The sequence below is a fragment of the Desulfovibrio desulfuricans DSM 642 genome, assembly GCF_000420465.1.
Taxonomy (GTDB): domain Bacteria; phylum Desulfobacterota; class Desulfovibrionia; order Desulfovibrionales; family Desulfovibrionaceae; genus Desulfovibrio; species Desulfovibrio desulfuricans.
Genome location: NZ_ATUZ01000016.1, coordinates 266219 through 290436, shown reverse-complemented (window position 1 = coordinate 290436; position 24218 = coordinate 266219). Strand labels below are relative to the sequence as shown.

At 49.3% G+C, this 24218-nt stretch carries 22 protein-coding genes and 1 tRNA gene; 12 read left to right on the top strand and 11 right to left on the bottom strand.

Going from position 1 to position 24218, the window contains the following annotated elements; genetic code table 11:
- Positions 1–118 precede the first annotated feature (118 nt).
- From G449_RS0112550 to G449_RS18130, 5 genes are all read right to left on the bottom strand, one after another.
- Positions 119–601, bottom strand: coding sequence for a hypothetical protein (locus G449_RS0112550; protein WP_159060476.1), 483 nt, complete (start codon positions 599–601; stop codon positions 119–121).
- Positions 594–1577, bottom strand: a complete 984-nt coding sequence (mobV, locus tag G449_RS0112545) for a MobV family relaxase (protein WP_081640557.1) — start codon at positions 1575–1577, stop codon at positions 594–596. Before mobV ends, G449_RS0112550 begins: the two co-directional genes overlap by 8 nt.
- Before the next feature lie 799 nt (positions 1578–2376).
- Positions 2377–2865: a DUF1643 domain-containing protein gene (locus tag G449_RS18135; protein ID WP_034605644.1), complete on the bottom strand. Its 489-nt coding sequence runs from the start codon at positions 2863–2865 to the stop codon at positions 2377–2379.
- A complete protein-coding gene (locus G449_RS0112535) occupies positions 2849–4486 on the bottom strand; it encodes a hypothetical protein (RefSeq protein ID WP_022659664.1) in 1638 nt (545 codons plus the stop codon). The genes G449_RS18135 and G449_RS0112535 overlap by 17 nt, the downstream gene beginning before the upstream one ends.
- Positions 4476–5363: a radical SAM protein gene (locus G449_RS18130; protein ID WP_081640556.1), complete on the bottom strand. Its 888-nt coding sequence runs from the start codon at positions 5361–5363 to the stop codon at positions 4476–4478. The genes G449_RS0112535 and G449_RS18130 overlap by 11 nt, the downstream gene beginning before the upstream one ends.
- Positions 5364–6009: 646 nt before the next feature.
- Between G449_RS18130 and G449_RS0112525 the strand changes: the two genes are divergently transcribed.
- Positions 6010–7734, top strand: coding sequence for a type IV secretion system DNA-binding domain-containing protein (locus tag G449_RS0112525; protein WP_022659662.1), 1725 nt, complete (start codon positions 6010–6012; stop codon positions 7732–7734).
- 1 nt (position 7735) lies between these two features.
- On the opposite strand, the gene G449_RS17865 is transcribed toward G449_RS0112525, so the two are convergent.
- The gene (locus G449_RS17865; protein WP_022659660.1) at positions 7736–8050 is read right to left on the bottom strand and encodes a helix-turn-helix domain-containing protein; all 315 of its coding nucleotides are present in this window, start codon (positions 8048–8050) and stop codon (positions 7736–7738) included.
- A 154-nt stretch (positions 8051–8204) separates the two neighbouring features.
- On the opposite strand from G449_RS17865, the gene G449_RS0112515 reads away from it, so the two are divergent.
- The gene (locus G449_RS0112515; RefSeq protein WP_022659659.1) at positions 8205–8756 is read left to right on the top strand and encodes a hypothetical protein; all 552 of its coding nucleotides are present in this window, start codon (positions 8205–8207) and stop codon (positions 8754–8756) included.
- Positions 8757–8770: 14 nt separating this feature from the next.
- Positions 8771–9400 (top strand): hypothetical protein, encoded by a 630-nt coding sequence (locus G449_RS18485; protein WP_159060475.1) that lies wholly within the window; start codon positions 8771–8773, stop codon positions 9398–9400.
- Between the two features lie 120 nt (positions 9401–9520).
- On the opposite strand, the gene G449_RS18480 is transcribed toward G449_RS18485, so the two are convergent.
- Positions 9521–10951: a protein rep gene (locus G449_RS18480; RefSeq protein ID WP_159060474.1), complete on the bottom strand. Its 1431-nt coding sequence runs from the start codon at positions 10949–10951 to the stop codon at positions 9521–9523.
- 125 nt (positions 10952–11076) lie between these two features.
- Positions 11077–11364 (bottom strand): helix-turn-helix transcriptional regulator, encoded by a 288-nt coding sequence (locus G449_RS18585; RefSeq protein WP_211215151.1) that lies wholly within the window; start codon positions 11362–11364, stop codon positions 11077–11079.
- A 760-nt stretch (positions 11365–12124) separates the two neighbouring features.
- Here G449_RS18585 and G449_RS18475 point away from each other — a divergent pair.
- Positions 12125–12409: a hypothetical protein gene (locus G449_RS18475; protein WP_159060473.1), complete on the top strand. Its 285-nt coding sequence runs from the start codon at positions 12125–12127 to the stop codon at positions 12407–12409.
- Between the two features lie 5 nt (positions 12410–12414).
- Here the strand turns inward: G449_RS18475 and G449_RS0112490 are convergent.
- The 3 genes from G449_RS0112490 to G449_RS0112480 form a co-directional block, all read right to left on the bottom strand.
- Positions 12415–12490: transfer RNA gene (locus tag G449_RS0112490), tRNA-Ala, on the bottom strand.
- A gap of 99 nt (positions 12491–12589) precedes the next feature.
- Positions 12590–14254, bottom strand: coding sequence for a glycosyltransferase family protein (locus G449_RS0112485; RefSeq protein WP_027180976.1), 1665 nt, complete (start codon positions 14252–14254; stop codon positions 12590–12592).
- A gap of 251 nt (positions 14255–14505) precedes the next feature.
- Entirely contained in the window at positions 14506–15042 is a 537-nt protein-coding gene (locus G449_RS0112480; RefSeq protein WP_022659654.1) for a superoxide dismutase family protein, read from the bottom strand.
- 181 nt (positions 15043–15223) lie between these two features.
- Here G449_RS0112480 and G449_RS17075 point away from each other — a divergent pair, with 181 nt between their 5' ends.
- The 8 genes from G449_RS17075 (at position 15224) to G449_RS0112430 (ending at position 24083) form a co-directional block, all read left to right on the top strand.
- A complete protein-coding gene (locus G449_RS17075) occupies positions 15224–15904 on the top strand; it encodes an RlmE family RNA methyltransferase (RefSeq protein ID WP_022659653.1) in 681 nt (226 codons plus the stop codon).
- A gap of 30 nt (positions 15905–15934) precedes the next feature.
- Complete coding sequence (locus tag G449_RS0112470) at positions 15935–16672, top strand: YebC/PmpR family DNA-binding transcriptional regulator (RefSeq protein ID WP_022659652.1); 738 nt, start codon at positions 15935–15937, stop codon at positions 16670–16672.
- A 378-nt stretch (positions 16673–17050) separates the two neighbouring features.
- Positions 17051–17866 carry an ABC transporter ATP-binding protein gene (locus G449_RS0112460; RefSeq protein ID WP_022659650.1) on the top strand — a complete coding sequence of 272 codons (816 nt, stop codon included), beginning with the start codon at positions 17051–17053 and terminating at the stop codon, positions 17864–17866.
- Between the two features lie 145 nt (positions 17867–18011).
- Positions 18012–18464, top strand: coding sequence for an outer membrane lipid asymmetry maintenance protein MlaD (gene mlaD, locus G449_RS0112455; protein WP_022659649.1), 453 nt, complete (start codon positions 18012–18014; stop codon positions 18462–18464).
- Between the two features lie 2 nt (positions 18465–18466).
- Positions 18467–19111 carry a Tgt2/MlaC family protein gene (locus tag G449_RS0112450; protein ID WP_022659648.1) on the top strand — a complete coding sequence of 215 codons (645 nt, stop codon included), beginning with the start codon at positions 18467–18469 and terminating at the stop codon, positions 19109–19111.
- Positions 19101–19946: an MlaA family lipoprotein gene (locus G449_RS0112445; protein WP_022659647.1), complete on the top strand. Its 846-nt coding sequence runs from the start codon at positions 19101–19103 to the stop codon at positions 19944–19946. Before G449_RS0112450 ends, G449_RS0112445 begins: the two co-directional genes overlap by 11 nt.
- A 973-nt stretch (positions 19947–20919) precedes the next feature.
- Positions 20920–21909, top strand: coding sequence for an ABC transporter ATP-binding protein (locus tag G449_RS0112435; RefSeq protein WP_022659645.1), 990 nt, complete (start codon positions 20920–20922; stop codon positions 21907–21909).
- A 416-nt stretch (positions 21910–22325) separates the two neighbouring features.
- Positions 22326–24083: a HAMP domain-containing methyl-accepting chemotaxis protein gene (locus tag G449_RS0112430; RefSeq protein WP_022659644.1), complete on the top strand. Its 1758-nt coding sequence runs from the start codon at positions 22326–22328 to the stop codon at positions 24081–24083.
- Positions 24084–24218 lie beyond the last annotated feature (135 nt).

Below are 24218 nucleotides of genomic sequence, written 5' to 3'. Positions count from 1 at the left end.
TGCCTCTCGCCTCACTCGACCACTCGCGGCATGGATGCCTCTCGCCTCACTCGACCACCCAAATAGGGCGGTAGGGTTTTTACCCCGCCGCCCTATAGACGCAAAAACAATTTTTCATCTATAAGTACAGACGTGCTTGCAAATTTTCTTGCGCACCACAAATTTTACATGGAACAATCGGCTCAGCTTTTTTTGCTGTATAGACAGCACCACACACTGAACACCCATACAAAACTTCTTTCCTCACACCTGCGGCAATCTCATTAATAAACTTTTCTGATTTTTCTATAACATACTGGAAATGCATTAATATATGCTGTTCTTCTTTAAAAATATCTTGCAGAGCAAAATCTAAATTTATACAGTTACTCCAAGACGACAGTATATTATCATCTTCAAGTAAATTAATTTTTTCTTCATCTATTATTATTTCAAAATTTTTATTCATTGTTATAATGCTTGTGGCTAATGAATCGCGTTGAGATGCTATTTTTGAAGCAAATAAACTCTGTTCCACGCTAAAAGAAAAAACATCACTTGAAAGTTTATTATATCTGCGAGAACTTTCCATTAATAACAATGATAAATTTATACTATCCATTTTTCATCTCCACAACATTAATATTATTATAGCAATTAACTTTGTTTAAAAATGTATTTCTATGAATGTTTTCTTTCCGCTGATTTTCTCTTAAGGAAAAGAAGAATTGTTTCGCATTATTTTTACATAAGAAAAGATCTTCTATTTTTCGCTTTACTTTCTCAACTTCTCTACGATAAAGGGATTTTCCATTCTCTATTGCTTCCAATTCCATCTTTTTTATAGCTTCTTCAACTTTCACTTTAACCCTAGAAAGATTCTGAATTTCTTCATCTTTTTTAATTTTTAAGCTTTGAATTTCTGCTTCTAATTGTGTTTTTGTATGGACAAGATTTTTATCTTTAGTCCTAGCTGATTCACGTCCTCGTTCAAGACCAAGAGAGCTAACCGCCTCTGCATACCGAGTTTGAAATCTACCAAGCTTTGTATCTAGGTGTGAACGGCCATCTATACGCGCACGAGTGAGTACTTCTTTCCTGTCTACAAAACGATCAGAATAACAAAGCACTCTTTTCGAGGGCATCCGTTCTTTTGTAACAGGGTGAATCCGACTTTTTTCTTCATCTACCCTAATAACCGCGTGTATATGTGGCGTCTGCTCATCCAGATGGAGAACAGCCGAAAGAAGTTTTTCACCAAACTCTTTTTTCAGCCACTCTACAGATTGACGGCTCCATTTTTCAGTTGCACCCTTGAGTTGAAAGAACTCTGAAGAAGCAGACAATATGGCCTCGCACATTACGATGTCTTTCCCCACATCAGAAGACTTACGAGCCATTGGAATCTTTTCAATCGCCGCTGCCATCGCTCCAGAAATTTTTTTAACCGCTGGCCCGACAAGAACACGATTCAAAGAAGATCGACTCACATCTATATGCCCAGGCATGTTGACTTCTGTATAACCACGACTATTGTGCATTCCGACAGCCTTTAACCCATTCCTTTCAATCGGTTGAAACCTTAGTACTGCTTGCATATGAACCTCAACTAAATATATAAAAGTAGTAATTTGTATAATAATACAAATAAGAAGTCATGCAAGGGCAATAAAATGAGCGATGTATGAAAGTTCTATATGTTATAAATAAAAAACTTAAAAAATATTTTTAAACAAAATATCACAGAACACCCGGTAACAAGGAAGGGGGGAGGCAGAAGCATGGCAATGCTTGAATTGCTGGGGAGTTCTCAATGTTAAAAAGACTATAACAGACTGTACTTTAAAATTATTAAACAATTTTTTTATAGTTATATCAGCCTGCTCTTGATTGACAATCAATCTGAATCTAGAGAATCCCCTGCATTGTTTAAGTTACGCTCGTTTTCGATACTTGCAAAAAATTAAAAAACTGAATTTTTTCTATGTGAGTTGGTTAAATCATAAAAAGTATTCACACAAATGACCTCAAAGATATTGGGGGATTGCTGTATCCTATTTACCTATACCAAAGCAAAGTGCAAATAGATAATGCACAGGCGCTGTTGGAGGACTGTCTGTCATTGGACGAAGTCATACAGGAAATTCTTGAGAATACGGATGATCGCTGGGAACCCGTGGTTCAGGGGCTTCAAAGCGTAGTCCAACAGGAGGAATATTTTAGAAAGAAATTATGGAAAGAGGGGGGAGGCAGATGCTGCAATGCTTGAATTGTGGGGCTTTATTTATGCCGTCAGTCTCTGATCTCTGTCAGATATGCGGCTTTGATAGACATTGAACATCAAAAATAACCACAATAAACAACAATAAAAACTGAATTCTCACGCCTAAACAATTACTACACGGCACCATTGATATACGGAAATAATTTTTTATCATACTTAACATAGAGTGGATGCTTAGGTGAATTTGATTTAGTGACATCGAGAGCACTGGGGGTTATTCCTGCAGAAAATAAGAGGCTCATAACGTCATTATCGCGGTTCATTAGTGTTCCATTATTCCCCCAGCCAACAACAACAATATCTGCTGAAATTGCAGATTTCAAAATAAATGAATCATTATCAGGGCCTATTGGATCAGATTCAGCCAGAAGTTTTGAAGGTGAAGTGCTTCGAAAGGCAAATAGATTCACTACACTCATCCGCTGGTAGCCCCAGTGTTGAGAAAATCGTATGCATCTACGGATAGTTGGGTCATCAACTTGTGCATCTGCGGTACTGGGGTTTAGCAACACCCACGTTACCATACCCGCACCAAAAAGCCATGAGCGCCCCAGCCAATAACGATAGCGTTTGCACAAGGAAAATTCAGCTTGATGAATCATTTTTAGCAACGGATATCTTTTGGGTTTGAATAGCTTTTATGTGCTTCACAATCTTATCTGCAGAAAGTCCAGGGTGTTCATAATATATAGTTGCCTCGCTGTTAGCCGGTATCGAGTAGACTATAGTTATGGGCAGATCAAGATCACAAATCTCAAGTTGAATACTTTTCTTGAACGAAAATTTTCTATTCGTGGTATCAATACCATCCCTATAAACTAAGCGAAATTTTTCAAATTCACTTTGAATTCTCTTTGCTGCAATTGCAATTGATGTGGAGTCAAGATTATCATTAGGTTTGAACCTTTTGATCGCATAGCTTTGTTTAATTTCAATGCACTCTTTGCTAAATTCAACGACCTCAGGGGGGAAAAAATGAATATCACTGTCTCTGATTCCGTGGTATTTATTCCTCCCCCAATCCTGCAATTCATCACAGAAAAAGAGCAAGAAGGAAAAACTTGCCACATACATTTGATATACATCTGAGCATGTATGGGATGCGATCGAGCGTAGGATTTCACGCCGTGCATAAAACTGACGTACATCTTCATGTGTAAAACGATAGTCTTCACTTATATTACAATCAGTTTCTAAGAAATATAATAATGATTTATATAAAACTATTGAACTAATTATGCCATGTCGAGATGTCTCAAGTGACTTTAAAAATTTTATGTAAAACTTGGGCTGTACCCGCCCAACGTATACTTTTTCGTTTACTACATCATTAAAATATGGACGATACTGCGACATTCTAGTGCTAATTAGTCTCACAACATAGTCATTAATAGAATCTGCAGCCGTATTAAAGCGCAGGTCTTGTCGTAAATCAGGAGAACATACAAAATTAGCCATCATATCCTGGATCGACCGAAGAATTTTGGGCGCTTTTTCTAATGGGTATCCTAGATCATGAGTTAACGCTGCAATTGACCAGATGGCGATAATTTCATCGTATGAATAAACAAATTTAGGAGCATCAATGGGTAAAGCAGTCGCCTGAGAATTAGGTATATTCTGCTCTATATCCTTTGAGCAAAATAGCCCCAGGTCGCATTTGACCTCAAGGCTAATTGCTTCTGAAAAATCATCTGCAAAAATTCCCCCAGCGGGCTTTTCCTTTAGCAAAAAATCAAGCCCAAGAAGCCAAACTCTATATGCATGAACAACATGATCTCGGTACCATCGATCCGCTCCATATAGCACATCTTCAAAGTCAACAAACTTTTGAAAAAATTCTTTAAGGTGTGTAACTCCATAGGCAGAGGGATTAATTTGAGAGTGAGACCTTTCACGAAAAGGCTCACGCGTGTCGGCTTTTCTCAAAATAGCGATGGCAGCTCTTATTATTCGCTCCCATTCTATTGTAAGCTCTCTATGGTGACTGGAAAGCACATCATACGGAAGTGTCCCAGATTTATCTTTTTTGTAAATTTTTTGGATTTCTGTGATAAATGTTGAGTGACACGCACTGTCATTCATCCTCTGCGGGGCTATTGAAAGAATAGCAATTGGATGTGCTTTAGCGGCAGATGTGATGCTGTTTAGAAGTTTTTTGTCTGCATTGTTTATAGAAGAAATAACTTTATTTTTATCATCCAGATTGGTTTTAGTTGGCATGTAAAATCGCTCCAGACTGGCATCCACGGGCATAGTCATGTAAAGAATAACTGACCGCATCACACGCAAAAAGTTTTTTATCTAAAGCATATTCTGAACAATGTCTGAATTCTTTTCTCGAAGATTTAAATACTTCGCAGGGGATAACATAGCCGTCAAATGATATGCACATTTTTTTACTACCAGCTTCACATCGATAGGTAGCGTTAGATAATTCTCCAAATGAATTGCCAATTTTTGTTTTCTGCTTTCCGCATAGAATACGTAGTTCTTGATCTATGCATTCCCTGGAGGCAAATAATTTTCCCCAATTATTCTTAGCATTCCCTTGGCATACTAATTTGAGAACATTAAATTGACTTAATATTTCTTTATATTTTTCATACACTACATTCATTTCGTGTGCATTTAAAGCCATTGGAACGAAATTCATTTCAAAATATTCTACTGTATTATGAAATTGAGAAATAAATTCTTGTAATTTGTCATAGCTCTGCGAATTGCGCGTAATTGAATTGTGCAGATCTCGGTCTGACGCGTAACAGGATACAGTTATGGCGTTTAGACATGACATAGCATGAATTTTTTCCTTATCATTAAAAAAAGAACTGTCGGTAACTCCAGAGGTATACACCTTCATAGGTATATTCCGGCTGTGGAAATACTTTACAAACAAATCAAACTCAGGATGGAGCAAAGGTTCTCCACCAGAAAAAACAACCTGATGAAAGCCAGAATTAATGGCACTAGATACCACAGGTTCAATTTCATGCAAAGAAATGTCGTGGATTTTCCCCCCAGCACCGCAACTTTTGCTTGAACAGTGAATACAGTTATTCAAGCATCGATTCGTGAGTTCTATTATAAGCTCTTTCATGTATCTCTTCTCTTTATGTTGAAAGCTTGCAAGCCTTCTACACGCTACGCCATAACTTAAGGCACCAACTAGAGAAATGAGTTTTATAAGTCTAGTTTAGTAGAAACATTCCAATCGGAACGAATTCGTGTCTTTTTGCCTTACAACATGCGTGTATTCAATTTTGCCATTTTTTTTGTTGCCCGTAAAGTCTGAACTAAAAAAGTCCTGTCACTCGCTCTCAATAAAGTGTCATGTTTTTATTGATATTTTTTTAATGAGATGGCTGTTGACGTTTTTTTGAAAACTGTCTATCGAAGAATTGTCATCAACATTTAGCAAAAAAAAGATTTGGGCCGACCGAAAGGTCTCCCCCCTGCCTGGTGGTCAGGAAGGTGGAAGCGCTTCGCGATCAGGGTCGATGGAACAAGCCCTGCAACTACGTTTTTTCCCAACCCACAATTTGCGATTATGCGCTCATTTCCAAAGAGCGCCGAAGGGGAGGACGCCCCTTCGTTTTATCCGGGGCACCGGAATATGGCGGCATGGAGCTGCTATAAGGGGGAAAACGGCAAACAGTCGGAATTGGTGAGAACCAATTCTGGTTGTCTGCCGTTTTCTTTTTTTGTTTTTCAGACAGAAAACGGCAGACTCTTTGGAGGAATCCATGAGTCTGCAAGCTAATACTCCTTCCACATTCCCAGACTCTCCTTACCGCCAGCACCGACTGGGCTTTCTTGCCTCGGTCAAGCCTGTGGTTGTCTCGCAGCCTCTTTCGACTTCACCATCCGAAAATGCACTTTTCACATTTGATAGCGGCAGAACGCTATCATTTGCTGATGGTGCGCGGTCAATCGCCATTATTGGCGGCACAGGTTCGGGCAAAACCACATCTGTTATCTTGCCTATGATTGACGCACTGATGCGCCAAGGATTCGGCGGTGTCATCTTGGACATCAAAGGGAATCTTGGTACGCAGACGCGGGCTTTGGCCCTAAAATGCGGGCGGCAAGATGACGTCATTGAATTCGGCTCTTCGCACACAGCGCAGCCGACTAATCTTCTTGCAGGTCTTAAGAAGCACGAAATTGCAGACCTCTTCCAAGTTATTGCCCTTGATGGCGTTGAGCGTGACCCTAATGCATCATGGCATGCAAAGGGTGGGGCTTTGGCATCAGATGTTGCATTTGCAATGCTGTCTTTGTCGAAAATTGCGCACAAAAGCCATTTTTCTCAGCAATTTTCGCCAACGCTGAAAGCCATCTACGCGGCCCTTTGTAACCAAAAATTTTCGGCTTCCCTCTGGTCATTTTTTTGCCAGGAGCTAGGTGCGCTCCGTGCGCAAAATATGGGGAAAGAATGGCCCGATTATCTGCTCGAAGCCGAATCATTTTACCATGCTGTCAGTGCCGAATGTTTTCATGTTCTCGAAACTGAGAACAACTTGCGAAGCACGAAAGGTTCTGCAACTAACCAGCAACAGAAAACATGGATGTTGCAACGCATTTTGATGCGATTGAAAACTATAAAGACCACTTGCGGGCTAATGGACTGCTTCTCGTCTCTAGAGGATGGGGCAGTCCCTATTGATTTCACACGGCTAGTCTACAAAGAGAAAAAAATCGTTTTGATCCACTTTGCTGCCGAATGCGGGGCTACTGGTGCAATTTTGGCAAGATGCCTGAAAGAGAGATTTTATCAAAGTATTCTCAAGCATGGGAGAACGCTTGGGAAAAATGAATTTACTTTCATGGTTGGGGATGAGTTTCAGGAAATTATGGACGTAGGCAGCGCAAATAATCTGAACGACATGCAGCTATTCGGGCTTTCTCGCGAGTTTAAAAACATAAATATCGTTGCTTCGCAAAGCATTGCATCCTTGTACGCACGCGGAGAACGACACTCCGTCTCCTCACTTCTTGGAAACTGCACGACAAAAATTTTGCTGCAAAGCAGCGACCCTGAAACTCTAAATTGGGTCAAAGAGGTTCGTGAAGACAGCGCAGAAATTAAAACTTTAGAAAGGGGAGAGTGTTTTTGGGAGGGAGTCAGGAATAATGGGCCGCTTGTTAGCTCAAAAGAACAAGTTAATGTCGCCCACAAGTCTGTCACCCAAGCTATCCATGCGCAGAAGCCTCTGGGTGATACAATTGCGAGAAGGCAAAAAACAAAGCTCTTGTTTAAACGAGGGATGAGTGGGCTTCCTCTTAGCGTTGAACGAGCAATGCTTGAGGAGCGGTCGCAGAGGACAGGTGGCTTGGAAATGAGATGTGAGCTGGTACAGATGCGGCAGGAATCGCTTCGTGGGGGAAAATATTGGGAGCAAAAGAAAGAAATAGCCAAACCTAAAGAAACGGCTGTTCCAGCTGAAGGGGTATTTCAATTCCTTTGAGTTACTTGTCTTCGGACAGTGAGGCTCCGATAGTTATGGTGCGGCGGCGTCCGCGACCAGGCTTAGAAATTGTTGGCTTTTGCGCTCGTAAGTCTTCTACGCGCTGAAAAAAGGCGACAATATCAACATTCATTACGCCAAGGAGTGCGTAGAGGCTTTCACAGGAAAAGCTGGTTTCTCCGGCTTCCAGTGCGGCAATATAGCTGCGAGAAAGGCCGGAGAAGTCCGCAAGCTGAGGCTGGGTCAATCCGGCTGCCTTTCTGGCTTCAGCCATAGCAATGGCTATAGAGGGGCGAAGGAAGGGAATGATATCCATGTGCTAAGATTAGCTTAGCTGTTGACCACCAAAATCCATTATCATAGATTATTTGAAAATTACCGAGCTGCCAACAAGTGAACACTGTGATGGCAGCTCGGTAAGACAAAGACTGAGTAATCCAACTCAAACCTTATTATTCGAGGAGAGGAACATGTTTATTTTCACACAGTACCAACTTTCAAAAATTCCTTCTGCTGAGCGCGAACAGTACAAGCGTAAGATGCGAATCAACCAGGGAATCATTTTGGTTGCCAGTATGCTAGTTGTATGGGGATTGTTTCGGTATTCGAAAATGCCCTCAAATGCACAACGTGAACATGGGAATGTAACAGATAAAATAGTTAAAAGTTATGTGTTAAATAATTACGATGTACTAACAGATGAGGTGATAAAAAATAACGACAAACTGTACTATTCGACAAAATGTGGATGGAGAAATTCCACAGAAAGAAATAAATATGTCGAAGATATATGCACTTTGCCAAAAAACAATAATCTTCAGCCAATAAAATTTAACAATGAAAAAGAATATTATGTAGAAATAATAGAATCAACAATTCCAAGAGTTGATAAAAAAGACAAAACAAAAGATTTTTCCGTGATCATATCAACATTTGAAGAAAGTTCTATTTCAGGGCGAGTGGAACTAAGCACTTCGTTCCGCACTAATGGAACAAGTCCAGAATGGAATATGAAAAAATAATATAAGGAAATAATATGTTAATCGTTAAACACGAGCGCGATATAAATGGGAAAAAAGTCATTGTCAGCATGGAAGAAGGTGAAGTTCTGGAAAGTGAAGAATCAAGTCGTCTTCACATTTCAGGGAGTGGGGGTGGTTCTAGTGTGTCTCGTGGCTATGGCGGAGGTTCTGATATAAAAATAAACTCTTACACAACAACTACTACAAAAGTATGGGTTCGAGTAGAAGGGGATGAGTCACAGTGGAGCATTCCATGCTCTTTCCCAATTCGTTCTGGACACATGCTGGCAAGATACATAATTGAAAACAATTTTGATGAAAAAACGGAATTATTGCTTGTATGGAATAAAACGTCTGGAGACTACTGGCATCCACCTCTAGGCGTTACATGCACGAGGCTAAAAATCATCAATACATATGCCGACAGCATATGGAACTGGATACGCACCATATCCTTCTTTGTGTTAGTGTTTGGCCTGATTTTTTCTGGAGGAAAATCCAGTTCATTGATTTTGCCAACACTAATTGCTGGCTGTGTTTTTGCCATCACATTTGTCAAGCAATTCATTTGCAACTTGAGACATCACAACAATGCAGAGAAAAACTTGAAAGAAATAATTGGTATTTTAACCTCAGCAAGGTGAGATTAGAACGCCGTATAGTGAATTGAAAGATTTTTCTGCATGAGTAATGCCCCCATCTCATACGAGTGGGGGTATTGCCGTTTTTGTTTTGTCTTTAGGTTTATGGGATGAGGATGATATCTAGATTAAATGATCTGGCGGCTTTTTCCGGAAAAGCTTACATCGGCCTCTTAGCTGCTCTTTGATAAACTTTTCGACAATATTAACCTTATTATTTTCGACTAATTCTAGAATTACAGGTTGATAACGATAATTTGCTATCGAGCGATATGTTGCTTCCGGCACGCCCAAAATGACTTCATCTGTTGATCCTTGCAGAAGTTCTTCATCCGTTTTATCTGCAATTCCGCAATATTTCTTTAGAAGAGGAGACCAATAAACAGCCACACGGCTATACATGCCGACAGCGTATTCGGCCCATAGTTTTTTCGCCTGAGTATCGCCCTCACAAGCCAGAGCAAGCAATTCGTGTGGATGGACAGAGCCAGCAGTCCTTGCCGCCTTGGTAGTGCGCGATGAAAGTTCCCATACTGCCGTTTTGGTGAGATATTCTTGAGCAACTGGCTCACTACCAATTCTCACGTCTACTGCGTGCAACCGCGCATCGCCCATTTTGCCGTGCTCAATTAAGCCCACTTTTTTGCAGACTTTGAGCCAGCGATCACGAATCAAAGCTTGGTAAGCCTTTGACTCCTTGTCGTTCAATATATGGTCAAAAATTGTCAGCTCGTGGAAATGGGGGTGCCATCCGCTATTCCAACCATACGTCACCTCTTGTGCTCTTATGTAGCCCTTCATGCCAAACTGGGTTTTTACATCGGCCCAAGCTCGGCCCGCGCGATACAATTTCAAGGCTTTTTGAAGCCGTTCCATATAAACTTGAAGTTTAATACCTACGCGATGCGGAAACGTCAGCGTGACAAATGCAAATCCGCATCCTTCGCTTTTCAGTACTTCCAAGCCTTCTTTGATCTCTTCACGCCGCCTGGCCATAACTTTAGGGCCGCAAAGTGGGCAAAACCAGGTTGATGCACACCATCGAACCCAACTCCAGACAGTATAAGAAGATTCACCGCCGCCTACTGCGTGGACTTCAGCGCCTCCTGGAGCGCCAGTTTCACATTTTTCACCTTCTTTATTGGTGACATATGTGGGGATGCAGCGATCTCCACATACACGAACTGAATGGTTCCTTACTTTGAGAGCTCGTTTCTGGCTGTTTTTGTCGTTGTCGTTTCTGGCTTCAAAATATAAGTCCATCAAGTAGCCCTGAAACTCATCTGACTTCCATAATTTTTTTTCACGCGAAAGAGCCTTCCAAGCGTTGCGGCGCAATGCTTTTGGGGATTTTTTCTCTGATAAAAAGGAAGACTCTGTTGAAATTCTCCCAAGAGAGACAGAAGACGTTTCATCCGGTAAGGCGCTTTCATTTTGAAGAGCAGCCACAGAAGAAATAGCTTCACCCCGTCCATCAAGACGCGGCTTTAGAGCCGAGCCTTCAGGGGCGGGTGAAGTGAACTTTTTTTGAGAAAAAGAACGAGCGCTTGCCATGTCTTGTTTGACATGGAAGGTCGAATCTGCTATCTAGCGAAGTACATTTGCTGGGTAGTCCGCTTCTATTATGCCTTTTTATAGGGCGTAGCAGAGGCGGCCTTCCTTTTTTAGGGAAGTGCCGCTTATGCCTGATGAGCCGAATCGTGTGATTCAGCGCGAAATTTATTCACCAACTCTGGTGAAAAAGCACGGTGTATTGACTGGCTTGGAGTGACAGCCGTCCCTTCTAAATAGTCGATAATATCTTGCCACAAGTACCGAACAAGCTTTCCGTTTAGCCGCCAATAGCGCGGGCCAATAGACTTCAAACGCCAAGCTTGTGTGGTTTTAATGGAAATTCCAAGGATGTCAGCGACTTCTTTTTCTGAAAGAAAACGAGAATAAGAAAGTGGGGTAGGAATTTCAGACATATAGAGACCCTTTGACCGAAAAAAAACGGCCCTAGAAAATGAATTTCCAGAGCCGCTTTTTTTAAAGAGCATCTTGCAATACCTTTGTCCTACGACAGCGAAGAAAGTGTAAGCCTAGGCGGCTTTCATCGCAGATATTGCAGAGAAGGCGGGACTCTATATTCGTAAAACAAGCTTATCTTGCTCTCTGCACAAGATCAGCGGGGGCTGTTCTAATCGCTCCGGTACGAACAGCCAAGCTACCGATGCGCGTCCTTCATATCGACCCAAAATCTGCTGCCACTGTAGGCATCGGTGGCAGGGGTAGACCAAAAACGACCTGCATGCCTAATTGTCATGCGCTTTTTTGGCTTTTCTAAATATATACACGAACATAGCCCTTCTGTCAAGAAAATATCTCTTCGCGTTATATTTTTACCAATATTTCCCCATCTTAAATAATTGCACCGCTAATCGGCTCCGCCGTAGCGGAAAGGCCATGTCGCCACCCGCCCTAGCGGGCGTGGCGACAAGAAGATTCGCGCATTTTCTCACTTCTCCAGAGCGGTCAGTCAGTCGCGTGCAAAGGCATAGCACAGCTAAAAAAAACTCAAGACCCACTCTTCATTTGCTATTTATTCCTCGAAGAACGTATAAAAACATTAATCTTGAGCTGCGGCATAAACCGCAAATGCCTCGTTTTCCGTCTTGAGTTTTTTTTGTTCGCTGTGCTTTTTGAAGAGCACGCGACTGACACCGACCGGCTCCGGAAGAGAGTAAGATGAAGAGAAAAGCCTTGCTTCATCATGAACTTTTACGCTCCCTCTCCCTCCCTCACCAAAAGAGAGAGGTATGGAGAAGGAATACCTTCGTTAATGAAGAAAAAAACGGGCGTATTAAGCCCGTTTTTATTTGCCTTTCAGAATATGGTTTTCAGGAAAAGTACCTTCCCTATTGCTCCCCCTGCTTCTTCCAAATTCTTCAAAGAATATTTTCTTCACTGCGTGTTACCATAGGTGTTACCACAAAAGAAAAAGGGGCCACGGTATTACCCGTAACCCCTTGATATTGTGGTGGAGAAGAAGGGATTTGAACCCTCGACCCCCGCCTTGCGAAGGCGATGCTCTCCCAGCTGAGCTACTTCCCCACAATGGAAAGCTTAACGCAGGAAATGAGCAATAGGCAAAACCGCTCGACTTGTCAAGCCTTTCTCCTGTTCAGCTGTGCATCCAGCCTCCGCCGCCTGTCAGGCAAAACTTTCGATAATCTGCTGAATACGTTGATCATAGCCGTGCTGCGCGCGCAGATGCTCGCGCCATGCCCGCCGCAGATCATACGCAGCTTGCGGATGCGCCCGAAACCATGCGCGCTTGACCATAAAGTCGTTTAGCCCGCGCAATGTCATGGGTTTGGTCAATTCCGCAGGGAAGATTTCCAATCCAGATGTGGCATCACTGAGCAGCAACCCGCCGCTGGCCCAGACGTCAAAATGGCGCTGACTCAGGCTGTGCGGCAATAGGAGGCTCGTCACGTTCAGCACGGCTTCTGCCCGCGCATACACTTCGGGCAGTGCCGTATAGTAATCTACTGGCGGCAGTATTTCCGTGCCAGGCAGCAGGGGCTTCCAGCCGTCATCGCCGATAACTCGCAGCCCGCCAACCTTGCCAGCCCCTGCGGCCAAGAGCCAGCGTCGCCTGTTGGCCTGTGCGCAGCGCTCGGCCCCAAGGCCCGGACAGCGCGCATCATAGCCAGGCCACAGCCTGCCCCTCAGTTTGTCATGCCACCAGAAAAAATGCGGCGCATTCTGCGGGCCGGTGCTGGCCTCAAGCAGCGTTGCGGCCTCAGCCTCCAAAGCCTGCGGCACACTGGCCGCCGCAAAAAAGCGTTCTTTTTCAGGAAAGGCGGAACGCCCCACAAACAGGGGCGGCTCCATATTAAAGGAGGTGGGAGCAAAATCCGGCAGTTCGCGCCACATATGCTGCGCAACAGCCAGAGGCAGATGAAAAACCCGGTCTGCGCCGTATGCTCTGAGGCTGTCCACAAAGCTGGCATCCGTCACAAAAATATGGGCATCCCGCCACCAGGGCAGCCGCGCGCCAGACAAAACATGCCAGGGATTGTCCACAAACCACAGGGCAACGGGAATTCCAACGGCCCGGCAAAGCTCGAAAACGCGCCCATCAGCATCCAGCCCGCGCATGTTTACCGAGAGCAGACATGCGGGCTTGCCCCCTTCCAAGAGGGTGCGCCAGCGGGCCAAAAAATCATCTTCACGGGACGCCTGCGCTCCGCCCATGCCAGATGCAGGCTGAGGCAGGGCATCCACCATCGGCCCGAAACCGCATTCGGCAATAGCCGTGCGTAATTCCTGGTGCAGCAACTGCCCATCGTTGCCCGGCAGCAGAACTGCCCCGCGCGCGCCTGCCCCAACTCTAGGGAAGCCTCCCCTGCCCGCTGCCGTCATGGGCCCACTCGGCGTTGCAGATGCAGGAAGGGCGAGAGACGCATCCACCCGGCCCAGCAACGGCCCCCAAAATTCAGGATCAAGCCGTAAGCCGGGCGCGTAAATGTAGTAACGACACTGCCCGGACAAAGCCTCAACCTGCTCTGCGGTCACCGCACGCCAATGGACGGGCAGAGGTTCGCGTGGCAAAAGCCCGGTCTCCTGCCTCCATGCCTCCAGGGCGCGGGCCACAACTGGGGATTCCAGCCAGTAGACGGCGGGAGCATTGGCAAGCAGGGGCAAAACCTGCGGCAGGTTTGCTCCTGATTCTGGCCCCAGACCGAGCAGCAGCACGGCATCGCCCTCTCCCCGGCAGATCCATGCTTCCGGGCCATCGGGCAGGCTCACGGCCCGCCCCGCAAAATCCGGCAGGCGAACTCGCTGCGGGCGCGCAATTTGTTCGGCCATATTTTTCTCCGCCAATGCTGGCTCCTTGCGGAACTGTCCCATCAAAAAGCCCCGCTGCGGCAAGCAAGCGGGGCAGAATAATCCAAAACTCCGCACCGATTACGGCAGTCGGAGGTTCTCCCCTGTGGCTGGTAATCCTTTGCGCCGATAATGGCGCGCCCTTGCCAGAACTTCAAGGCCCACACAAGGGAAGGCATGAACTATCCACGCGACAGGTGAATTTTCCGCCGCGTGAATGAAAAAACATAATCCTACTTGATCACGCCGCAGGCGATGCGCGCCCCGCCGCCGCCAAGGGGAGCCGGCTGGTCGGAATAGTTGTCGCCGCCAGCATGGATCATGAGCGAGCGGCCCTTGATGTCGGCTGTGGTCAGATCAGTCACATGCAACTTGGCCTTCACATTTTGCTGGGCATCGGCGGTTATCAGCGGCAGATCGCCCTTGTGCCCATGCTTGCCGGGGCCTTCATGTTTGCCAGCGTGGGTGGGATCATAATGCCCCCCGGCGGCAAGACCGGCCACATTGACGCCATCCTTGGCAGCGGGCGCGCACGAAGGATTTTCGTGTACGTGCATGCCGTGGCCGCCCTGAGGGATACCTACAACATCAACCATAATATCCATGCCGCCCTTGCCGTCGTCCTCAAAAACAACAAAGCCGATGGCCTCTCCAACGCCTTCGCTGCTGATCTTGTTCACAGGAACTTTAACGCTTTCCGCCAATACCGTTTGCGCTCCCAAGCCGAGCGCGCAACCCGCAAGACAAGCGGCCAACAGAATCCGTTTCATAGCCTCTCCTTACTGGTGATAGTGTGCGAGATCAAAGGTTCTTGAAACTTATTGGAAAAATATCCTGATAAACTCCAGAGGTCAACCAGTTCGGCAGTTTTGCGCGGCTCGTCATGAAGGGCTGCACTGCGCACTTGGCGAGCGCGATAAAAAAGGGTATGATCCCCTGTTGGAATTTACCATGAAAGAATACCGAGATCATTATTTTCTAAAGGCCAAGCGCGAGAATTATCCCGCCCGCTCGGTCTACAAGCTCAAGGAGCTGGACTCCAAGTTCCACCTGCTGCGCCCCGGCCAGCGGGTTCTCGACCTTGGCGCGGCCCCCGGCTCGTGGTCCATGGGTGCAGCGGAAAAGGTCGGCACGCGTGGGCTTGTGCTTGCCTGCGACATTCAGAGCACTGAAACGGTGTTTCCGCCGCAAGTCACATTCATGCAGGAAGACGTGTTCAACCGCTCTGCCGAGTTTGAAGCAAAACTCAAGGAGCTGGGGCCTTTTGATGTTGTCATCAGCGACATGGCTCCGCGCACTACGGGCACGCGCTTTACGGATCAGGCCCGTTCGCTTGAGCTTACGGTTGAGGCATTGGCTGTAGCCTGTCTGCACCTCAAAAAGGGCGGCAGCTTTGTGGTCAAAATTTTTATGGGGCCGGATATTCAGGAGCTGCTCGCGCCTATGCGCAAGTCTTTTGATTCGGTCAAATCGTTCAAGCCCAAGAGCTCGCGGGCCGAAAGCAAGGAAACATTTTTTGTCGGCCTTGGTTTTCGCGGCCAGGCGGGCGCGGCCCCAATGGCGCACATGCCGGGCGAAACCGCCGGGGAAACTTCGCACGAAGTTGCCGACGACGCGCCGCCGGGTATATAAACATACTCTACATGAGGTTTCGGAGGTTTTATGTCAGGTCACAGTAAATGGGCCAATATCCAGCACCGTAAGGGTCGCCAGGACGCCAAACGCGGCAAGATTTTCACCAAGGCCGCCAAGGAAATCATCATCGCAGCCAAGGGCGGCGGTGATCCTGTGGGCAACTCCCGTCTGCGCGCGGCCATTGCCGCCGCCAAGGCCGTCAATCTGCCCAAGGACAAGATTGAGGCAGCCATCCGCAAGGGTACGGGTGAAGACGCAGGCGGCGACCTGACAGAAACCTTCTACGAAGGCTACGGGCCCAGCGGCATCGCCATCATGGTGGAAGTTGCCACTGACAACAAAAACCGCACCGTGGCCGAAGTTCGCCACCTTTTCACCAAGCATGGCGGGGCCATGGGTGAAAACGGCAGCGTGGGCTGGATGTTTGACCGCAAGGGCGTTATCGCCGTGGACAAGGCAGCCTACCCCGAAGACAAAATTATGGAAGCCGCTCTTGAAGCCGGCGCAGACGATATTATCGACGATGATGACGTGTGGACCATCCACACCGCCATGGCCGATTTCACCTCTGTGCGCGATGCGCTGGAAGCTGCCGGTATTGCCATGCAGGAAGCCGAACTGGCCATGATTCCGCAAAATCTTGTGGCTGTGAGCGCCGAAGTGGGCATGAAGGTGCTGCGACTCATGGACGCGCTGGACGACAATGACGATGTTCAGAATGTCTATGCCAACGCGGACTTCCCCGACGATATGCCCACCGACTAACGCATTTTTATTTTGAGATGTCTGTCTGGCGGGGGAGAATCCCGTTTGTAAGAAGGGTCACTCCCCCGCGCAGCCAGCCAAACTTCGCAAAATCACGCCGACCGCGCCCCCAGCGTTGCGCATCAACCGCACTTGTTCCGCCTGCCTCCCTGCATTATACTGCCAAAGCGCCACAAGGCCCGCGGCCATCCACCTGCTGACGGCGCTCCTACATCAAGGCATTCTCACGTTGAAATACTTGCTTAAAAGCGAAAAGGATTCGCCTGGCAAAATATTTTTAGCGGGAGTTTTTACAAAAAAACGTGCAGAGCAGATGCATACTTTCAATGATAATCTGCTCCAACCGATAATCCATATCAGAGGCGACAGGCGGTATTCATGCAGGCATGGGACATTGAATTTCGGGCTCTTAGCGTGGGCTACGGCGAGCATGTGGTTCTGCGCGATGTCAATGCGGTGCTTCCGGGCGGCAAGGTTTCTGTAATTCTTGGCGGTTCCGGCTGCGGCAAATCCACCCTGCTGCGCCATATTATCGGCCTTTCGCGCCCACAGGCTGGTCATGTGCTCATAGGCGGCAAAGACCTCTTTGCCCTGCCGCAAAAAGAATTTCGGCGCATGCGCCGCAACATGGGCGTGCTGTTTCAGGATGGCGCGCTGCTTGGCGCGCTGTCGCTGGTGCAAAACGTCACCCTGCCCCTCACAGAACATCTGAATCTTCCCAAAAAGCTTGTTCGCGAGGCGGGCCTGCGCGTACTGCGCATGGTGGGTCTTGAAGATTTTGCCGATTTTTATCCCAACCAGCTTTCTGGGGGCATGCGCAAACGCGCGGGCCTTGCGCGGGCCATTGTGGCCGAACCGCGCATTTTGCTGTGCGATGAGCCGACCTCCGGCCTTGACCCCATCACCGCCGCCCGCATGGATGAACTACTGCTTGCCATGCGCAGACAATATACCGACATGTCGGTGATTGTGGTCAGCCACGATCTTGCCAGCCTGCGGGCCATTGCCGACCATGTTCTGGTGCTGGGCGAAGGCCGCGCGCTTTTTTCCGGCTCGCTGGCCGAGCTTGAGGCAAACAATGACCCGTATCTGCGGCAATTTTTGCTGCGCGAACCCGGCGACACGCAGGCCGCCATGGGCGAAGCGCCAGATCCGGCGGTGCGGCAGGCCCTTGACCGCTGGCTGGCATCATAAAAGCTGCGCCGCCTGCATAATAAATTGCGATAACCAGGCGATTCGCGATTACCTACTCAACAGTAGGGCTTGAAACTTTGTCATGGCGCACCTATACTGAGATTTGATCTTATTGCCGAATTATCTGTGGAGCTATCTGAACCTTATGAGTACTGTTCGTGAAACCGCTGTGGGCCTTTTTGTCCTGTTCGGCCTTGTATGCGTTGCTTACCTGACCATCAAACTGGGCAAGATGGAAGTTTTCAACCAGCAGGGCTTTGAACTTTCTGCCAACTTTGATTCTGTTTCCGGCCTGCGAGTCGGGGCGGATATTGAAATGGCCGGGGTGCCGGTGGGCCGCGTGGTAAGCATTGGTCTTGACCCAGACCCGGTGCGCAATCAGGCAGTGGTACGCCTGCGGCTCGACAAAGACCTGAAACTTTCGGACGACAGCATCGCCTCCATCCGTACCAGTGGCCTCATTGGCGACAAATATGTCAGCCTTTCGCGCGGTGGTTCGGAGCATGTCCTTGCGGCTGGCGACACAATTACTGAAACGGAATCCGCCGTTGACCTCGGTTCCCTCATCGGCAAGTACGCCTTCGGAGGAGTCAAATAACAATGACCATTCATGCGATCACACGCCATATAGCCGCAGGCTTTCTGCTTGCGCTGCTGACAGTTGCGCTGTTGCCCGGCGCGGCCAGTGCGAGTTCTCCTGCGCAGCTGGCGCTGGAGACTTCCATCAGCCGCATCCTCAGCTCCATCAAGAACCCCGACTACGTCAATCCTGCCACGCGCGGCCCGCTGCGCCAGCAGATTGAAGATGAAGTCCTGCACATTTTTGATTTCAAAGAATTTTCTTCGCGCACGGTGGGGCCGCGCTGGGGCACATTCAGCCCGGCGCAGCAACAGCAGTTCAGCGATGCCTTTGCCGAACTGCTCCTGAATACCTACCTGAGCAAGATTGACGGTTACAATGGCGAGCAGGTCGTGTACACTGGCGAGGTTTCGTCCCCCAAAGGCGACCGCACCGAAGTGCGCACAATCATCACCATGAAGGACTCGAAGAAGGTCCCCGTTGCTTACCGCATGCTCCCCAAAAATGGATCATGGCTTGTTTATGACGTGCTGATTGAAAATATCAGCCTGGTCAAAAACTATCGCACCCAGTTTCAGGACATTCTGAACACCGGCAGCCCTGACCAGCTTATTGCCAGGGTCAAGGCCAAGGCGCAGGAGGTCCGGCAGGGCAATGGCCAGTAGCTACTCATCAACACTGCCGGGACATCTCTATGTGCCCGGTTTTCTGCTGGCCGCACTGCTGTGCTTGTGGCATGCGCCAGCCAGCGCCGCCCCCAGCCAGGCGCCTGCGCCCTCCACTGTGTACGGCAAGTCACCCCAGCTTCAACCCGGGGCCATTACAGTAACGCCTTACGGAACCATGAACGCAGACAATACCCTGGACGACTACGACAACGAGCCGATACAAAGTATTTCTGACCCTATTGAACCGTGGAACAGATTCTGGTTCCATTTCAACGACATTTTCTTTCTCTACGTTGCCAAGCCCGCCTACTCGGCATGGGAAACAGTTACGCCGCACCAGTTGCGCTCCGGGTTGAAAAATTTCTTTTCCAACCTTCTGTTTCCTGTACGGTTTGTGAACAACATTCTACAGTTCCGCTTTTTTGAAGCGGGGGTGGAATTTGGGCGGTTTGTCATCAACACCACTTCCAGTGCGGGCTTTGCCGATGTGGCAAAGGGACACAAAACCATTGTGCCCATTGATCCCACAGGCGAAGACTTTGGCCAGACTCTCGGACGCTGGGGCCTTGGGCATGGTTTCTACATTGTCTGGCCCATCATTGGCCCAAGCTCCGCGCGCGACACTGTGGGCCGCGCTGGCGATCTGTTTGCCGACCCGCTTTTCTACCTGCAACCCACAGAACTGGGCCTTGGCGTTGGCGGCGGCCTGCGGTTCAACGCCCTTGGCGATGTGCTGCCTCTGTATGAAGACCTGAACACCGTGGCTGTCGATCCCTACATTGCCATGCGCGAGGCCTATGTGAACTTCCGCAAGGCGCAGGTGTTGCACTAGATATTGTCCTATAAGCCAGAATGAAGCCCCCGGCGGAAACGCATAGTTTTTGAGCCGGGGGCTTTTTACGTTTTGGGATATATTTTGGGCGTAGATGAGGCGCGTTTTCGGCCGATCTGTACGATACTATTTTTTTCTGCCCTTCGGGCGCAATTTTCCGCCTTCCGGCGGGGTTTGGGACGCCTGTGCGGCGCGCAGCAAGGCGGGGCCGGTTATGGGGCTACGCCCCCTTCTCGGCCCCCCTTGCATCCCCCCCGAAGCACCCCCTTGAGTTTTCAGCTTCCACAAACCGGCGAGGGCAACGCGGCCATAGCTGCGGGAGCTTCCCTCGCTCGCTGCACTCGCTCAGGTGATCTCCCTCCGCGCCGCGTTTATGCCAGAATCCGCTTTCGCTTTGATCAATATCTGTTTCAGCCAAATACCATTGATACTATTGCTGGTTTAGATAATGGCTTCGTGCCCATTTCTGTCACTCCAGTGATTTTTCCCATTTCAAGATTTTCGGATAACTCCAAAATATAATTTTAGACATACTTATTTTACTAATTTACCTGCAATGATACAGAGTTTCCTTCACCCATGAGTGTGTAAAAAAATTACGCGCCAATAAAATTCGTTCTCCATCAGGAGCTGGTCGTGGAGCCACCTTCCTTAAACTCGCCGGAGCGAATGCGAAGGCGATGGCTGGTGTTGGGCGAATTTGCAAAATACGCTTTTTGCGGTCTGAAAAGGAAGCACCGGGATTTTGAGCGCAGCGTACTCAAGTACGTGAGCATCAAAATCCCGGCGCTGACGCATCCAGGGCGTAAAAGTCGGGTTTGCTTAAATCAGCCTGACAGGCTCACCCACCCCGCAAAAAACCTCCCCCCTGCTTTTGCCTTTTCTTTTTCTGTCTTTTTGCCTTTCCCCCGCAGCCTCAGCACCCCAGCCCACAAGGCTTTTTTTTGCCAGCACCTTCTGGTAGGCTCTGCCCATGAACAAGCCTTCTACCCAAGCCGCCAGCCCCCTGCTGCAACTGGAAAACCTCTCTGTGACCTTTGCAACCGCAGACGGTCCGCTGCCCGCCGTGCGCAACGTAAACCTCTGCCTGCATGAGGGTGAAACAGTTTGCCTCGTTGGTGAATCCGGCTGCGGTAAAAGCCTCACGGCCAAAGCCATTTTGCAACTCACCCCGCCCAACGCACTGATTGAAGGGCGCATTCTGCTGCACGGTCAGAATCTGCTTGAGCTTTCAGAAAAAGAAATGCGCTCCGTGCGTGGCCGCCAGGTGGGCATGATCTTTCAGGAGCCCATGACCTCTCTCAACCCGGTGCTCAAAATCGGCGATCAGGTGACGGAACCCTTGAGGCTGCATCAGGGCATGAACCGCTCCGAAGCCCGCGAGGCTGCCATAGAGCTGCTGACAGAAGTGGGCATTCCTGCGCCGCAAAGCCGCTATGACGATTACCCGCACCAGCTCTCGGGCGGTATGCGCCAGCGTGTCATGATTGCCATGGCCTTGTCGTGCAAACCAGCCCTGCTGCTGGCTGACGAACCCACAACGGCTCTGGATGCCACGATTCAGGGCCAGATTCTGCGCCTGCTGGCGGCCCGCTGCCGCGAGCGCAGCATGGCTGTGCTGCTGATTACCCACGATCTCGGCGTTGCCGCCCAGATGGCGGACACCGTGGGCGTCATGTACGCCGGGCGTCTGGTAGAAAGCGCCCCGGCACAGGAACTGTTTGCCGACCCGCGCCACCCCTACACGCAGGGATTGCTGCATGCCGCGCCCAGCGCCCGTTCACGCGGCCTTGAACGCCTGCCAACCATACCGGGCTCGGTTCCATCCCTTGCCAACATGCCTGCGGGGTGCCCCTTCCACCCCCGCTGCAAGTCAGCCCTTGCGCGTTGCGCCGCCGAAATGCCGCCCGCAGTCGCCAGCGGCGCGCACAGCACGGCCTGCTGGCTGGTCAGCCAGCCATAGCCGAGCACCCATGCGGGCAATCATCACGTTCAGCTATAGCAGCAGACCATCTTGCGCAGACATATTGCCTCTGCTATAAACTTATTTTCCAGTTCTCCGTAAATTCAGGTATTGGTTCTGCCCGGCTTGTTCCTGATGCCGCGCAATGCCGCATACGATTGCTCCCCCCTTTGACGTTGCATCCCCCCTACTGGCAACGCTTGGCAATCGGACTTTTGAATTACGGCGTATCCAAGCATTCCGCCAGACTGTCAGTTTCTGGGCCGCTCCCCTCCGGTCCACCAGAGCATTTCGTGGCGCGATTTGTAGAATCCGCGCGAACAGACAAACTTGTTCAAGTTCACCTGCTCTATGCTGTCACCAGCGCTGCCCGCGACAAACGGGGCAGTTTCAGCTGAACGTGGAGGATGCCTCACATGAAACTAGGCGCAAAACTTGTGCTCTCTTTCGGCAGTCTCATCGCAGTCATTCTGGTGTCTTCTGCCGTCACCATGCACAACGTGGGCGAAATGAACGGCAAGGTACGCGAGATTGACGAGGCATGGCTGCCTTCCGTCACTGCCATCCAGTCCATGAATGTGCAGCTCAATTCGCTCCGCGCCGATCTTGCGTCAATAATGTCGCAAACCTACGCCGACGAAATCCGCAAGTACGAAAAGAATCTTCAGGATTCCATGGACTCCATCCAGCGTGATCAGGCCGCCTACCTGCAACTGCGCAGCGTCACCCCCGGTATGGACAGTGAGCAAGGCAAGGCCCTTATGGCGCGCATTACCGACCTTTCCCTACAGGAAAGCAAGACGCGCGAAGGCATCATCAAGGGTGTGCTGGACGGTCGACGCGGCGTGGCAAACGTGGCCTTTGACAAAAAATACCGCCCTGTGTTTCAGGAGCTTGGCGAAACCTATGGCGAAGTTGTGCGCATGAACGTCACGGGCAGCAAGGCTGCGGCCCAAAGCGCCACTGACGCAGGGCAAAAAACCCGCAACATGTCCATTGCCATCACTCTGGCAGCCGTTGTCATCAGCATCTGCATTACCTGGATGCTCACGCGCTCTGTGGGGCGGCAACTGGGCAAAGACCCCGGCGAGCTGGCCGTCATAGCCCGCCGGGTTGCCAACGGCGATTACGATATTGACGATGGCAGCGCCAAAACCGGCGTGTATGCAGATATGGTTTCCATGGCGCAGACGCTTAAGGAAAACATGGCAAAGGCGCATCAGGAATCGGGAAACGCCAGGCAAAGCGCCCAGCGGGCCGAAGAAGCCCTGCGCCAGGCGGAGGCGGCTGGCGTTGAAGCGCAGCGCAAGGCCGAAGCAATGAGCTCCGCTTCCGCGGGTCTTCAGCAGGTTGCGGAGGTGGTAAGCGATGCTTCAACGCGACTGGCCGCGCACATTGAGCAATCTGACAAAGGCGCATGCGAAACGTCGCTCCATCTGACAGAAGCCGCCAGCGCCATTCAGCAGATGAACAAAACCGTGCATCAGGTGGCGCAGAACGCCGCAGCCGCAAATGCAGCATCGCTTGAAACGCGCCAGAAAGCCGAGCAAGGCGCTGAAATAGTCAAGCGCTCCCTGCACAGCATCAGCGAGGTGCACCATGTTTCGCTGGCGACCAAGAACGATATGGCGCAGCTCCGGGAACATACGCAAAACATCAACCGCATCATGAACGTTATTTCGGATATTGCCGACCAAACCAACCTGCTTGCCCTTAATGCCGCCATTGAAGCTGCCCGCGCGGGCGATGCCGGGCGCGGTTTTGCCGTGGTCGCTGATGAGGTGCGCAAGCTGGCGGAAAAAACAATGGCCTCCACACATGACGTGGCCAACGCCATCGCGGCCATTCAGGAAAGTGCCGCAAAAAGCATGGATTCTGTGGATAACGTTGCCCTTCAGATTGAGCAGGCCAATGACTTTGCCCAGCAATCCGGGCAAGCGTTGACAGATATCGTTGTGATGGTGGAATCCACCTCTGATCAGGTTACCGCCATCTCTTCCGCCAGCGAGGAGCAGGCTGCCGCCAGCGATCAGGTCACAAGTATTATTGACCAGATCAACGGCATGTCCCGGCAAACAGCCTCTGCCATGCGTGCCGCCACAGAGGCTGTGGAAGATCTGGCGGCCCAGGCCAACGGACTTTCGGGCCTTATTGCGCAGATGCGCGCCCAGTAGTTTTTTCAGGGCATCCTTGTCTGTCTGCAACATATATTGCAAAAACGCCGACCTCCGGTCGGCTTTTTTGTTTATGAACAGGGATAATAATAATATCAATTTAGCAATAAAACCTGCCAGAGATGTTCCCAATGC